We start from the raw sequence: 14,814 nt of genomic DNA, 5'->3' as shown, positions 1-14,814 counted from the left end.
GATGAAAGTGTCCTTGCCGTCGCTCAGGCAGTCGACATCGATCTCGATGGCGTCCGTCAAATAACGGTCGAACAGCAGCGGATTGGTGCCGAGCACGGTGTTGATCTGGCCGGTCTTGTCGTTCGGATAGCGTGCCTTGACGTCGGCGGGCACCAGCTCCGGCAAGGTGCCGAGCAGGTAATCGCCGAGCTGGTTGTCCTCGCGGATGATCTGCATGGCGCGGCCGCCGAGCACATAGGACGGGCGCACCACCAGCGGCAGCCCGAGGCTGGCGGCCACCAGCCGGGCCTGCTCGACCGAATAGGCGATGCCGTTCTTCGGCTGCTTCAGCCGGAGCTTGTCGAGCACCCGCTTGAAGCGGTCGCGGTCTTCGGCGAGATCGATGGCATCGGGCGAGGTGCCGAGGATCGGCACATCGGCGGCTTCCAGCGCGCGGGCAAGCTTGAGCGGCGTCTGGCCGCCGAACTGCACGATCACGCCGTGCAGCGTGCCGTTCTGCCGCTCGGTCGAGATGATTTCCAGCACGTCCTCGGCGGTCAGCGGCTCGAAATACAGCAGGTCGGCGGTGTCGTAGTCGGTCGACACCGTTTCCGGATTGCAATTGATCATGATGGTTTCGTAGCCGGCATCGTGCAGCGCGAAGCAGGCATGGCAGCAGCAATAGTCGAACTCGATGCCCTGGCCGATCCGGTTCGGTCCGCCGCCGAGAATGATGACCTTCTGCTTGTCCGACGGCGCGCTCTCGTCCGCGAGCGTGCCTGCGAACGGCGTCTCATAGGTCGAATACATGTAGGCGGTGGGCGACGCGAATTCGGCAGCGCAGGTGTCGATGCGCTTGAACGCCGGGCGAACCCCGAGCGCGTGGCGCTTGGCGGTGATTTTGGCCTCGGTGGTCTGCGACAGCACCGCCAGCCGCGCGTCGGAAAAGCCCATCGCCTTCAAGGTCCGCATCCCGAAGGCGTTGCCCGGCAGGCCGTGCTGCTTGATCTTGCTCTCCATCTCGACGATGCCGCGCATCTCGGCGAGGAACCAGGGATCGATCTTGCAGGAGGTGAAAATCTCCTCGTCGGTCCAGCCGAGCCGCATCGCCTGCGCCACCTGCAGCAAACGATCCGGCGTCGGCGTGCCCAAGGCGGCGCGGATCGCGTTCTTGTCGTCGCTGCGGCCGAGCCCCTCGATCTCGATCTCGTCGAGGCCGGTCAGGCCGGTCTCCAGCCCGCGCAGCGCCTTTTGCAGGCTCTCCTGAAAGGTGCGGCCGATCGCCATCACTTCGCCGACCGACTTCATCGAGGTGGTCAGCGTGGTCGAGGCGCCCGGAAACTTTTCGAACGCAAAACGGGGTATCTTGACGACGACGTAATCGATGGTCGGCTCGAACGAGGCCGGCGTCGCGCCGCCGGTGATGTCGTTGGCGATCTCATCCAGCGTGTAGCCGACCGCAAGCTTGGCCGCGACCTTGGCGATCGGAAATCCGGTGGCCTTCGAGGCCAGCGCAGAGGAGCGCGACACCCGCGGGTTCATCTCGATCACGACCATGCGGCCGTCGGCCGGATTGACGCCGAACTGCACGTTGGAGCCGCCGGTCTCGACCCCGATCTCGCGCAGCACCGCCAGCGATGCGTCACGCATGATCTGGTACTCTTTATCCGTCAGCGTCAGCGCCGGCGCCACGGTGATGGAATCGCCGGTGTGCACGCCCATCGGGTCGAGGTTCTCGATCGAGCAGACGATGATGCAGTTATCCTTCTTGTCGCGCACCACCTCCATCTCGAACTCTTTCCAGCCCAGCACGCTTTCCTCGATCAGGACCTCGTTGGTGGGGGAAGCGTCGATGCCGCGCTCGACGATCTCGATGAACTCGGCCTTGGTGTAGGCGATGCCGCCGCCGGTGCCGCCCATGGTGAAGGAGGGGCGGATGATCGCGGGCAGCCCGATGTCGTCGAGCGCGCGCAGCGCGTCGGGCAGGTTCTTGGTCTGGATCGAGCGCGGCGTTTCCAGCCCGATCCGGGTCATGGCCTGCCGGAAACGGCCGCGGTCCTCGGCCTTGTCGATGGCGTCGGCGGTGGCGCCGATCATCTCGACGTCGAATTTGGCCAGCGTGCCTTGTTTGCGTAAGGACAGCGCGCAATTCAGCGCGGTCTGGCCGCCCATGGTCGGCAGCAGCGCGAAGCCGCCCGGGATGACGTAGCGTTCCTTCTCGATGATCTTGGCGACGATTTCCGGCGTGATCGGCTCGATATAGGTGGCGTCCGCCAGTTCCGGATCGGTCATGATGGTGGCCGGATTGGAATTGACCAGCACGATCCGAAAGCCCTCTTCCTTCAGGGTTTTCACCGCCTGGGTGCCCGAATAATCGAATTCGCAGGCCTGGCCGATCACGATCGGGCCGGCGCCGATGATCAGGATGGTCGAGATGTCGGTTCTTCTGGGCATCAAGTCTCACGGCGAACAGTGAATTGGGCACAAAAAAAGGGCGCGCCTGCCGCGCGTCCCTCCAGCCACAGCGCCAGGTTGCCCTCGCGCGCGGGTGGTCTTTAGACCAGATTCCGCAACCGCGAAAGGGTCTTAAGGCACTCGTCAACCGGCATTTTGGCCGTCCGCCAGCATATAGGGTTGCTATCGCGGTATTGCAGGGTCCGCCTGCGCTCTTTAGAGCTACGGCGGACAGGCCGGCGCGGCTGAGGTTGGCTTGCCAACCGAAGCTCGCGAAGCGAGCGAAGGTTGGAGGCCCGGCCTGGATTTGAACCAGGATAAGGAGCGATGCACTGCTCCCGCGTCGACGCTTTCCGCCACCGGGCCGCGCCGACCATCGCCGATCCCGCCCTGCTGGGCCACGCCTGACGCGGGTTAACCCTAACCGGCAGCCACGCCTGCGGGTGAGAACGCGAGCCGGGCGACGAATGTCATCCGCCACGGGTTGTGCCCGATATTGAAATGCGCGCGGGATGCGCTGAATCCGGCGGCCGAAAGTTTTGCGATCATCTCGGCTTCGGAATAGCGCTGCAGTCCGACCTTGGCGCGCAATTGCCGGTAATCCGACAGCGCCGTGGAAACCAGCCCGATCAGGGCGTCCTTCAGAAAACCGTGCTTGGCCGCGAAGCGCAACAGCGCGAACACGTCCCTCGGCATGCCGACCTCCGGGCGCAGGATATCGCCCAGGATCAGCCGGCCGCCCGGCTTCAGCTGCCGCTTGATGACCGCCAAGGCTGCGTCGAGTTCGGCCGCCGTCATGTACTGGGCGACCGAATTCATCACCACCAGGTCGACCGACTTCTCCGGCATTTTCCTGACATCGTCGAGCGAGCGCACCCGGATTTTCGTGTTCGGGGCAAAGCGGGCGATCAGCCGGCCGCGCACGCCGGGCGCAGGCTCGGCCAGGATCAGCTGGCCGCAGGCCTCCGCGACCTTGGCCGCCGACAGCGCTTCGCCGCAGGAGTAATCCAGCACGACCGCGTCGGGCGAGGAGATGTAGCCGATGATGTCCCGGGCGATCAGCTCGAAATGCAGGTCGCGGTGGTGCCGGCTCGCATAGATCGTATGCGTCGAATCGTAATAGTCGATCCAGTCGTCCATGGGCGCGAGCGGTCCGGTAAATCCGGGTTCCTGCCGGGAACCGGCGGTTACGTGATGCGTTAGATGGTCCGGCGACCCCTGTCCATGCCGTCAATCGTCGGGTCTCCTAACAGGAAGGTGCTTCGTGAGCAAAGCCAAGGCTGACAACAAAGTTTCCCCCGACCTCGATACGCCTACCGATATGCCGCAAGCCGCGGTCGACAAGATCTCGGCGGCGCTCAACACGCTGTTGGCCGATGCCTTCGCGCTGTACCTCAAGACCAAGAATTTCCACTGGCACGTCAGCGGCCGGCATTTCCGCGACTATCATCTGATGCTCGACGAGCAGTCGGATGCGATCTTCGCCACCACCGACCAATTGGCCGAGCGCGTCCGCAAGCTCGGCGGCGTCACGCTGCGCTCGATCGGACAGATCGGCAAGCTGCAGACCATCCAGGACAACGACGAAAATTATGTGCCGCCGCGCGAGATGCTGCGCGAATTGATGGAAGACAACAAGCACATGGCCGCCGCGATGCGCAAGGCGCACAAGCTCTGCGACGATCACGAGGATTCCGGCACTGCAGGCTTGCTCGAAACCTTCATCGACGAGACCGAGCGCCGCACCTGGTTCCTGTTCGAGGCGAGCCGCCAGGAAGGCAGCAACGCGGCGTAGCGCGCTTCCGTCATTCCGGGATGGTCCGAAGGACCAGACCTGGAATCTCGAGATTCCGGGTTCGATGCTTCGCATCGCCCCGGAATGACGACATCTAAATCGATTCGATGTTATCGCTTGCTTCGAACAGCGCTAGCGTTTCCGGGACCGCCGCAAGGACCGCAACAATCCCGTAAAGGCGGGGGTAGCTGTCTGCAATTCCTCGAAGTTCAGCTTCGAGATCATCAGCAGTTTCTGCTCGCCTTTTCGCGTCATGTTCAGCAGCATGCGCCTGCCGTCATCGTCGTCGGCGATCCTTCGCAAGAGCCCGAGCCTTGCCATGCGGTCGACCAGCTCGACGGCGGTGTGATGCCGGATCAGGAGAAAATCGGCCAGGCCGCCGACGGAAATAGGCTTGCTGCGGGAAAAACCCTTGATGGCGAGAAGCGCCTGGTGCTGTTGCGGTGTCAGCCCGGCCTTTTGCGCGGCCGCTTCGCTGAATGACAGAAATTTTCGCAACCGGTAGCGAAACTGGGCCAGCGCCTGGTAATCGACGTCCTGGAGCAAGCCACCCCTGGCTGGCATCTTGCTGGCCCGGACAGGCGCCTCGCGCCGGCCCGGCGGTTTCGATTGAAGCATCCCGACGCTCCCCGCCCGATCGCGAGGACCATCATACCATCGACGGAGGTTTGCGCCTACTTGCTGCCGGCCTGCTTCAACAGGTCCAGGAGAAGGCCCTGAACGGGGACCGGAATCCGGGCATTTTTCCGGCGGATCGATCTTTCCAGCGCTTCCGCAATTTCCGCCGTCGTGAATTCCCCGGCCGATGAGCTGGCGATGATATCCCGCCACATCGTCGACAACGACTTACCGGCATGGAATGGCCGCTCGATGACGACCCCTTGGGACCTCGCCCACCGGACAATCTCGTCGACGGTCTGCGGGCCGCAATTGCGGGCGCCCTGCAGGTCGCTGTAGCCGATCTTTCGAAGCAGGCTGGGGGATGGAGTCCATCTGCCCTTGGGTGGATATTCTCCGGTCAGATCCGCGGCCAGACATTTCAGGACATTCTCGGCACGACCGCTCAAGACGTCCGCCTCGGCCGGAGCCTTGGAAATTTCCTTCAGCGCCGAAGAAGCCCGTCTCGATCCGGCAAAGCCGCGGCCGGCGGCAGGCGGGTTTTCGCGATGCAACGAAATCGTCGCGGCGGGACCGGCGCCGACGTCGCGTTTCGCGGCCGCCGCTCCGGCTTTTCCGCGCCAGGAACTTCGCTCCTTCGCGTTCGCGGCTTTCAATCTCCGCAGCATTTTCGTGTCCAGTCGGGGAACAGGACGCGCCCCGCGCCCATGGCACCGTGCCCACTTTCGCGCCACAGCGGCGGCATATCACGATTTCCGGAAATATATCGTAATACGATATGATATTGCACGCCCATTTGACCGCACTTCGACGAAAGCGACATTGGACGAAAGTGACATTGACAGAGTTGTTGCGAAAGGAATTGCTAGCCGGCAAGACCGCGCGACCCAGTTCGTACTTTGGCGGTGCGTTGCCGGCTGATCCTCGCGATCCAGCGGCAAGCGCAGCCGCGCGCTGAAAAAATCCATGGGAGGATCACGTATCATGAGCAGAAAATTTTTCGAGCGAGATGTCAACGCAAGCGTGTCGCGTCGTACGCTGTTGCAGGCTGGAGCGGGTCTGATGGGTGGCGCGCTGCTGCCCGCCAGCGTGATCGGACCGGCGTTCGCCGAGGACAAGCCGGCGATCGGCACCTGGCCGGCCGGCTCGGAGGGTAACACTGTGTTCATCGGCGCCTCGGTGCCGCGCACCGGCACCTATGCGGTACAGGGCGAAGACGAACTCAAGGGCTATCAGCTCGCGATCGAGCACATCAACGAAGGCAACGAGCTGGTCCAGAAGATCTCGCCCAAGACCAAGAAGGGCGTGCTTGGCAAGCAGCTGACACTCGGCGTCGCCGACTCCGGGGCCAAGCCGAACGACGCGGTGCAGGCGCAGCAGCGCTTTATCTCCGAAAACAAGGCGGTGATGATCACCGGCGGCACCTCGAGCGCGGTTGCGGTCGCGCTCAACAAGCTGGCGCAGCGCGAAAAGGTGCTGTTCGTCTGCGGTATCTCCGGTTCGAACGACACCACCGGCAAGGACTGCGTGCGTTACGGCGTCCGCCAGAATTTCTTCGGCCAGACCGCGTCGGCGGCCATTGCGCCGGTTCTTGTCAAGGCGTTCGGCAAGAACAAGAAGGTGGCGTACATGACGCCGGACTACACCTACGGTCACACCGTCACGAAGTCGATGCAGGACAACACCGCGGCCGACGGCTGGACCACGGTGACCAATCAGGTCTCGCCGCTGGGCGCGCCGGACTTCTCGTCCTATCTGCTCAACGTCGCCAATTCCGGCGCCGACATTCTGCTCAACGTCAACTGGGGTCATGACGCGGTGCTCTCGATCCAGCAGGCCAAGCAATTCGGCGTGCTCGACAAGATGAAGCTCGTCGTTCCCTATCAGGTGCCGTTCCTGGCGCGCGAAACCGGCGGCCTGATGCAGGGCGTCTATGCGGCCACCGATTACTGGTGGACGGTGGAGGACAAGTACCCGCTCGCCAAGATGTTCAACGCCGCCTTCGAGAAGAAATACAACTACAAGCCGGAATGGGGCGCGGAGAATGCCTACATCAGTTTCGTGCACTGGGCGCGCATGGTCGAAGAAGCGGGCAGCTTCTATCCGCCCGACGTCATCAAGATCTATGAGAAGGAAGAAGTGATTCCCTCTCTGGTCGGCGACGTCTATTACCGCAAGGAAGACCACCAGTGCGTCCGCCCGGTGATCATCGTCAAGGGCAAGCTCGAGAAGGACATGAAGGGCAAGGAAGATTACTACGACATTGTCGAAATCGTACCCGGCAAGGGCCTGATGCAGAAGCCCGACGCATTCGGCTGCAACCTCGGCGACTATACCTGAGCGGCTAGAGGCCTGGCGCCGTGGGCAGCATCACACTGCCCGCGGCGCTTGTTTTTTTGTCTATGCGCCGCGAAGATAGCCGGCCCGCTATCACGCGCAACGATTGTCGATCATGATCAATTGGCCGAATTTCATTTCGCAGGTTTTCAACGGGTTGGCGCTTGGCGCCCTGCTGGCGCTGATCAGTTCTGGGCTGACCATCATTTACGGCACGCTCGGCGTCCTCAATCTCGCGCACGGCGCCATGTTCATGCTCGGCGGCTATGCCGGCTACGTCGCTTACCAGTACACCGATTCCTATATCGTCGCGGTGATCGCCGGATCGCTCTTTGTCATGGTCCTGGGCGTGGTGATGGAGCGCGTCATCATCCGTCACTTCTATAGCCGCCCGCACGAGGACCAGTTGCTGGTCACCTTCGGGCTTGGCATCTGCTTCGTCGAGATCGTGCGGCTGATCTTCTCCAGCCAGTCGCTGCTGGTGCCGCCGCCGCCGTTGCTTCGAGGCATCACCTCGCTCGGCTTCATGTTTTACCCGACCTATCGGCTCGCCGTCGTCGGCATCGTCGCGGTGGCGCTCGGCGCCCTGTTCGTCGTGCTGTATCGTACGAGGTTGGGCATGATCGTGCGCGCCGGCATCGAGGATTCCGTGATGGTGGATTCGCTCGGTATCAATGTCTATCGCGTCTTCATGATCGTGTTCGGCATCGGCGCGATGGCTGCCGGCTTTGCCGGCATCGTCAACGCGCCGGTGGTCTCGCTGACCCCCGGCGTCGGCGACGACATCCTGGTCGAAACCTTCGTGGTGGTGGTGATCGGCGGCGTCGGCTCGTTTCCGGGCGCAGTCCTCGGCGGCCTGATCGCCGGCGAGATCATCAGCGTCACCTCGATGTTCAATCCCGGCTACGCCTATGTGATGCTGTTCGCGGTGATGACGCTGGTACTGGTGGTCCGGCCGCACGGCCTGCTTGGCGTGCAGGGCCGCGAATGAACGTGGTCCGATAATGCTCAAACAACGCCCATTCCTGATCGAGACGCTGACGGCGATTGGCCTGATCGTGGCGCCCTTCGTGCTGCCCCATCTCGGATTCGCGCCCAATACCGTGAACCGCATCCTGGTCTGGGGCCTGTTCGGGATCGGCTTCGACATCCTGTTCGGATTTACCGGGCTGTTGTCGTTCGGCCAGTCGGCCTTCTACGGCACCGGCGGTTTCGTTGCGGCCTATCTCCTGACCCGGGCGGGATTTCCCAACGTCCTGCTGGCGCTCGTCATCGGCATGATCGCGGCTGCCGCGGTCGGCTATCTGGTCGGGCTGATCGCATTGCGGCGCACCGGCATCTATTTCGCGATGATCACGGTGGCGATCGCCGAGGTGTTCTTTTTCGTCGAGTTCAATCCGCTGGCCGACTGGACCGGGGGCGAGAATGGTCTGCCCGGCGTGCCGACGCCGAGTTTCAATTTCGGCTTCACGACGCTCCACTTCACCACCGGCTGGTCGCTCTACCAGTTCCTGGCGCTGTGCTATTTCATCGGCATCGTGATCGCGCTGCGGATCGTGCGTTCGCCGGTCGGCGCCATCCTGAGCGCGATCCGGGACAATCCGCTGCGGGCAACCGCGGTCGGTCACAACATCCACAGCTACAAGCTCGCAGCTTTCGTGATCGCCGCGGCCTATGCCGGCTTCGCGGGCGGTCTGCTCGGCGTGCTGCAGGCCTTCATGCCGCCCGACGCCTTCACCTTCGACACCTCGGGCCAATTGGTGATGCAGACCGCGATCGGCGGCAGAGGCACGCTGTTCGGCCCGCTGCTCGGCGCCACGATCTGGCTGTTCCTGCAGGATTTCCTGCAGCAGGCGCTAGGCCTCGGCGCGGCGTGGAAACTGGTGCTCGGCATCGTCTTCGTGCTGCTGGTCTGCTTCCTGCGCCGCGGCATCATCGGCGGCCTCGAGGATCTCTACGGCTGGATTTCTGGCAAGCGAGAACAGGCTGAGCCGGCCGAGCCTGTGGCCATGCCCGACATCATCGCCAGTGGCGAGCCGAAGGCCGTGGAAGCCGCCGTCGCCAGCAAGCCGTCGCCTGCGGCGACGCGCCCACCTGCCGCCGGCGACCGGTCCGGCCCGATCCTGCAGGCGAGCGGCCTGACCAAGCGTTTCGGCGGCATCGTCGCCAACAGCGATATCGATTTCACCGTCAACCGCGGCGAGTTGCGCGGAATCATCGGGCCCAACGGCGCCGGCAAGTCGACCTTCTTCAAGATGCTGACTTGCGAATTCCAGCCGACCTCCGGCAAGATCGTGTTTGACGGGCGCGACATCACCGGCATGAGCGTGACCGACGTCTGCCAGCTCGGCCTGACCAAGAGCTATCAGGTCAACCAGCTCTTCACCGGGCTGACGGTTCGCGAAAATGTCGTGATCGCCGCGCTCGCCGAACGGCGCGGAAAGTTCAAGCTCGACCTGTTCCGCAGCCTGGACCATATCCCGGGCCTGAACGAACTGGTGGAACACACCCTCGAGCTGGTCGATCTCGCCTCGCGGCCCGACACGCCGGTGTCGCAGCTCGCCTACGGCGAAAAACGGCGGCTGGAGATCGGTCTCGCCCTGGCCACTTCGCCGACCCTGTTGTTGCTCGACGAGCCGCTGGCCGGCATGAGTCCCCACGAGCGGGTGGAAACCGTCAAGCTGCTGAAATCGATCAGCCGCGGCCGCACCATGATCGTCATCGATCACGACATGGATGCGCTGTTCGAGATAACCGAGCGCGTCACCGTGCTGCAGGAGGGCCGTGTGCTGGTCGAGGGGACGCCCGACCAGATCAGGAACAACGCCACGGTGCAGGAGGCCTATCTCGGCGGCGTGCATGGAGTGCTTGCCGCATGAACCTGCTCGAGGCCTCCGGCCTGAACAGCTATTACGGGGATTCCCACATCCTGTTCGATGTCTCGCTGCGTGTCGCGAAGAACGAGGTGGTGGGACTGCTCGGCCGCAACGGCGCCGGCAAGAGTACGACCCTGAAGAGCCTGATGGGCGTGCTGACGCCGCGCAGCGGCAAGGTGATGTTCGACGGCGTCGATATCGCGGGCAAGAAGAGCCATGCCATCGCTTTAGCCGGCATGCAGCTCGTGCACGAAGAGCGCCGGATTTTCGGCAGCCTCAATGTCGAGGAGAATCTGGTCCTGGCCGGGCTGACCGCGTCGAAGCGCTGGCCGCTGGAGCGGGTCTACGAGATGTTCCCGCGGCTCAAGGAGCGGCGCGGCAGCCGCGGCACGGATCTCTCCGGCGGCGAGCAGCAGATGCTGGCGATCGCGCGCGCGCTGGTGCGCGACCCCAAGATCGTCCTGCTCGATGAGCCGTTCGAGGGGCTCGCGCCCGTCATCGTCCGCGACCTGATGGCGGCGTGCCGCAATCTCGCCGCTGAGGGCCAGACCATCGTGCTGGTGGAACAGAATCTGGCCGCGATGCTCTCGCTGGCGCAGCGGGTCTACATCATCAACAACGGGCACATCGTCCACGAGGGCCCGGCTGACGAAATCAAGGCGCAACCGGAAGTCTTGCAGCGCTACCTCGGCGTCTGACGCCCGCGAACATTTCAAGCAGCAAATGCGTAGGGTGGGCATTCTTGATGCCCACCGTCGGAATCGCGGAGCTCGATGGTGGGCATCAAGAATGCCCACCCTACGTCCCGCCACGATTCACGCTCTCAGGATATGCCGACAGGTGCCGCGCACGTACGCCGATGGGACGAAGGTCGAATAGGCCCGCAAGGGTTTCCATTCGCTCAACGATCCCGAAAATGGCTATGCTGGCGGATAACAGGCGGTCCTGGATTCGAAATCCGCGAACCACCTGACCACAGGCGAGGAAACCGCACATTCGTGCCCGGGCTCGATCCGGGGACGAGTCCCGATCGTCGGGAAAAGATGCATCCGCCGTCCTCCGGGGTTGCAGGCCGCATGAACGAGAGCATCTCCTCGCCTTTCATCAGGTACCCGATCGGCACGTCGTTGCTGATGGCCGGCATCCTGTTCGTCGGCCTCGTCGCCTATCCCCTGCTCCCCGTGGCGCCGCTGCCACAGGTCGATTTTCCGACCATCCAGGTCTCGGCGAGTTTGCCAGGCGGCAGCCCCGAGACCATGGCGTCCTCGGTGGCGCAGCCGCTGGAGCGCCAGCTCGCGCAGATCCCCGGCATCGCGCAGATGACCTCGACGAGCTCGCTGGGCTCGACCGCGGTGACGATCCAGTTCGATCTCAACCGCAGCATCGACGGCGCGGCCAACGACATCCAGGCGGCCATCAACGCCGCCAGCGGGCAATTGCCGAAGAACCTGCCGTCGCCGCCGACCTATCGCAAGGTCAATCCGGCGGACTCGCCGATCCTGCTGTTGGGAGCGACCTCGGATTCGCTGCCGCTGATCCAGGTGAGCGACGCGGTCGACGCCCAGCTCGGCCAGCAGATCAGCCAGATTTCCGGCGTGGCCCAGGTCTTCATCGGCGGCCAGCAGAAGCCCGCGATCCGGGTTCAGGTCGACCCGGCGAAACTGGTGGCCAAGGGCCTGTCGCTGGAAGACGTCCGCAACCAGATCGCGGTCACGACCGTCGACAGCCCGAAGGGCAACATCGACGGCGACAAGCGCGCCTACACGATCTACGCTAACGACCAGCTGCTCGATCCCGACGCCTGGAACGACGTCGTCATCGCCTATCGCAACGGCGGCCCGCTGCGGATCCGCGACATCGGCCGGGCCGTCGCGGGCCCCGAGGACATGAAGCAGGCGGCCTGGGCCGACGGCAAGCGCGGCGTCTTCCTCGTGATCTTCAAGCAGCCCGGCGCCAACGTCATCGCGACCGTCGACCGGATCAAGGCGCAGTTGCCGCGGCTGATCGCGCAGATTCCGCCGGCAATCAGGATCAAGATCATCAGCGACCAGACGCTGACCATCCGCGCCGCCGTCGAGGACGTGCAGATCACACTGCTGATCACCATCGGGCTGGTGGTCATGGTGATCTTCATCTTCCTGCGCAGCTTCTGGGCCACCGTGATTCCGGCGGTGACGGTGCCGCTGGCGCTGCTCGGCGCCTGCGCGCTGATGTGGGTGTTCGGCTATACGCTGGACAATCTGTCGCTGATGGCGCTCACCATCGCCGTCGGCTTCGTGGTCGACGACGCCATCGTGATGCTGGAGAACATCACGCGCTATGTCGAGGAAGGCGAAAGGCCGCTGGCTGCGGCCTTCAAGGGCGCCAGCGAAATCGGCTTCACCATCGTCTCGATCAGCGTCTCGCTGGTGGCCGTTCTGATCCCGCTGCTCTTGATGGGCGGCATCATCGGGCGGCTGTTCCGCGAATTCGCGGTGACGCTGGCGATGGCGATTTTCGTCTCGCTGGTGGTGTCGCTGTCGCTGACGCCGATGATGGCCTCGCGCTTCCTGCGCGCGCGCAGCGAGACCAGACACGGAAAATTCTATCAGTGGAGCGAGCGGGCCTTCGAGGCGATGCTGCACGCCTATGAGCGTGGCCTCGATCGCGCGCTGCTCTGGAAACGGACGACGCTCTTCATCTTCTTCGCAACGCTGGCGCTATCGGTCTATCTGTTCGTCATCATTCCCAAGGGATTCTTTCCGCAGCAGGACAACGGGTTTCTCACCGGGACCTCGGAGGCGGGGCAGGATATCTCCTTTGCCGACATGAAGCGGCATCAGGAAGAACTGAGCCAGATCGTGCTGGCCGATCCCGACGTCGACAGCATCGCGATGTTCATCGGCGGCGGCGGCACCGCGCTCAATTCGGGGCGCATGTATGTGACGCTGAAGCCGCACGAGCAGCGGACCGCCAATGCGCAGCAGATCATCTCGCGGCTGCGTCCGAAGCTGGATAAGGTCCAGGGCGCCAGGCTCTATATGCAGGCTTCCCAGGACGTGCGCCTCGGCGGCCGCGCCACGCGGACCCAGTTCGAATTCACGCTGCAGGATGCCAATCTCGACGAGCTGAACGAGTGGGCGCCGAAAATCCTGGCCGCGATGCAGAAGCTGCCGCAATTGCGCGACGTTGCCACCGACCAGCAGACCCAGGGCACCACGCTGACGCTGACGATCGATCGCGACACCGCCTCGCGCTACGGCATCTACCCGCAGCTGATCGACGACACGCTGTACGACGCGTTCGGCCAGCGCCAGGTGACGCAATATTTCACCCAGCTCAACAGCTATCACGTGGTCGAGGAAATCCTCCCCGAGCTGCAGGGCAAGGTCGACACCCTCGACAAGCTCTACATCAAGTCGCCGCTGACCGGCGACCAGGTGCCGCTGTCGGTGTTCTGCAAATGGACGACGATACCGGTGCGCCCGCTCGCGATCGCGCATCAGGGGCAGTTTCCGGCGATCACCATCAGCTTCAATCTCGGCGAGAACGTAGCGCTGGGCCAGGCCACCGACGCGGTGCAGAAGACGGTGTACGATCTCGGCACGCCGGCCACGCTCGCCTCGAGCTTCCAGGGCACCGCGCAGGCGTTCCAGCAATCGCTCGGCACCGTGCCGCTGTTGATCCTGGCGGCGCTGGTGGTGGTCTATTTGATCCTCGGCGTGCTCTATGAGAGCTACATCCACCCGCTCACCATTCTTTCGACGCTGCCCTCGGCCGGCGTCGGCGCGCTGGCGATCCTGATGCTGTTCGGATTCGACTTCAGCCTGATCGCGCTGATCGGCATCATCCTGTTGATCGGCATCGTCAAGAAGAACGGCATCATGATGGTCGATTTCGCGATCGCCGCCGAGCGCGAAGAGCATCTGTCGCCGGAGCAATCGATCCGCAAGGCGGCCTTGCTGCGGTTTCGCCCGATCATGATGACGACGATGGCGGCGATGCTCGGCGGCGTGCCGCTGATGCTGGGCACCGGCACCGGATCGGAAATCCGCCAGCCGCTGGGTTATGCGATGGTCGGCGGCCTACTCGTCAGCCAGGCGCTGACGCTGTTCACCACGCCGGTGGTGTATCTCTATCTCGACAATTTTTCCAATGCGCTGACGCGCTGGATGCAGAGCGATAAGCCCGAGGAGCCGGCAACAATGGAGGATTCGCAAAAAGTCGCCGCCGAATAACTGCAACCGGCGTAGCGAGTCTGGATTGCGTAGGGTGGGCATTCTTCATGCCCACCATCGGCATTCCCGTGTTCGACGGTGGGCATGAAGAATGCCCACCCTACGGTTTGTGCCGGGTTTCTCGCCTCCACAATCTCACCAGCGGCCCGCCCGCGCCCAGCACCGGATCGCTCTTCGGCAGTTCGACCAGCGGAATCGTCTTGAGCGCCTTGGCGTGGTTTTCGGGCGTCGGCCGCGTGACCTGCATTTTCGCTCCCGGCGGATAGGCGCCGACCACGGAAAAATCCGCACTCGCTGACAGGCATTGGTGCCCGGTGCCGGCGGGCAGGATGGCGATGTCGCCCGCTCTGACCTCGATCTCCTGACCGCTGTTACCGCCGAAGCGCACCCGCGCTTGTCCCCGCGCGATGCCGAGCGCTTCGTGCACCGTGGCGTGGTAGTGCGGAAAATCATAGACGCCGTTGCGCCACATATCGCCCCAGCCATTGGTGCCGAACAGGCCCTCGATGGTCTTCTCGGGATGGCCGTGTTCGACGTC

At 63.6% G+C, this 14,814-nt stretch carries 11 protein-coding genes and 1 tRNA gene; 6 read left to right on the top strand and 6 right to left on the bottom strand.

What is annotated here, in order from left to right; genetic code table 11:
* The 3 genes from carB to VK804_RS26275 all read right to left on the bottom strand — a co-directional run.
* Positions 1–2,433 (bottom strand): carbamoyl-phosphate synthase large subunit (gene carB / locus VK804_RS26285; protein WP_325375665.1); only part of this gene is annotated, 2,433 nt, incomplete at its 3' end.
* 289 nt (positions 2,434–2,722) lie between these two features.
* Positions 2,723–2,799, bottom strand: a tRNA-Ala gene (locus VK804_RS26280).
* A 54-nt stretch (positions 2,800–2,853) separates the two neighbouring features.
* Positions 2,854–3,573, bottom strand: coding sequence for a class I SAM-dependent methyltransferase (locus VK804_RS26275; RefSeq protein ID WP_325375664.1), 720 nt, complete (start codon positions 3,571–3,573; stop codon positions 2,854–2,856).
* Between the two features lie 124 nt (positions 3,574–3,697).
* Between VK804_RS26275 and VK804_RS26270 the strand changes: the two genes are divergently transcribed.
* Positions 3,698–4,228, top strand: a complete 531-nt coding sequence (locus VK804_RS26270; protein WP_325375662.1) for a DNA starvation/stationary phase protection protein — start codon at positions 3,698–3,700, stop codon at positions 4,226–4,228.
* A gap of 132 nt (positions 4,229–4,360) precedes the next feature.
* On the opposite strand, the gene VK804_RS26265 is transcribed toward VK804_RS26270, so the two are convergent.
* Together VK804_RS26265 and VK804_RS26260 are read right to left on the bottom strand one after the other, a co-directional pair.
* Positions 4,361–4,846 carry a helix-turn-helix domain-containing protein gene (locus VK804_RS26265; RefSeq protein ID WP_325375661.1) on the bottom strand — a complete coding sequence of 162 codons (486 nt, stop codon included), beginning with the start codon at positions 4,844–4,846 and terminating at the stop codon, positions 4,361–4,363.
* A 56-nt stretch (positions 4,847–4,902) separates the two neighbouring features.
* The gene (locus VK804_RS26260; protein ID WP_325375659.1) at positions 4,903–5,514 is read right to left on the bottom strand and encodes a hypothetical protein; all 612 of its coding nucleotides are present in this window, start codon (positions 5,512–5,514) and stop codon (positions 4,903–4,905) included.
* Positions 5,515–5,830: 316 nt separating this feature from the next.
* Between VK804_RS26260 and VK804_RS26255 the strand changes: the two genes are divergently transcribed.
* The 5 genes from VK804_RS26255 to VK804_RS26235 all read left to right on the top strand — a co-directional run bounded on the left by VK804_RS26255 (position 5,831) and on the right by VK804_RS26235 (position 14,276).
* Positions 5,831–7,186 carry a substrate-binding protein gene (locus tag VK804_RS26255; protein WP_325375657.1) on the top strand — a complete coding sequence of 452 codons (1,356 nt, stop codon included), beginning with the start codon at positions 5,831–5,833 and terminating at the stop codon, positions 7,184–7,186.
* Positions 7,187–7,298: 112 nt separating this feature from the next.
* Positions 7,299–8,174, top strand: coding sequence for a branched-chain amino acid ABC transporter permease (locus tag VK804_RS26250; protein ID WP_325375655.1), 876 nt, complete (start codon positions 7,299–7,301; stop codon positions 8,172–8,174).
* A gap of 13 nt (positions 8,175–8,187) precedes the next feature.
* Positions 8,188–10,062, top strand: coding sequence for a branched-chain amino acid ABC transporter ATP-binding protein/permease (locus VK804_RS26245; RefSeq protein ID WP_325375653.1), 1,875 nt, complete (start codon positions 8,188–8,190; stop codon positions 10,060–10,062).
* Positions 10,059–10,757 carry an ABC transporter ATP-binding protein gene (locus tag VK804_RS26240; RefSeq protein ID WP_325375651.1) on the top strand — a complete coding sequence of 233 codons (699 nt, stop codon included), beginning with the start codon at positions 10,059–10,061 and terminating at the stop codon, positions 10,755–10,757. The genes VK804_RS26245 and VK804_RS26240 overlap by 4 nt, the downstream gene beginning before the upstream one ends.
* A gap of 378 nt (positions 10,758–11,135) precedes the next feature.
* A complete protein-coding gene (locus VK804_RS26235) occupies positions 11,136–14,276 on the top strand; it encodes an efflux RND transporter permease subunit (protein ID WP_325375650.1) in 3,141 nt (1,046 codons plus the stop codon).
* A gap of 100 nt (positions 14,277–14,376) precedes the next feature.
* Here the strand turns inward: VK804_RS26235 and VK804_RS26230 are convergent.
* The coding region (locus tag VK804_RS26230) for a cupin domain-containing protein (protein ID WP_325375648.1) at positions 14,377–14,814 on the bottom strand (438 nt) is incomplete at its 5' end.

Source organism: Bradyrhizobium sp. (genome assembly GCF_035484855.1).
Classification (GTDB): Bacteria; Pseudomonadota; Alphaproteobacteria; order Rhizobiales; family Xanthobacteraceae; genus Bradyrhizobium.
Note: the sequence above shows the minus strand (reverse complement) of the source record. Positions and strands in the feature narration are given on the sequence as shown.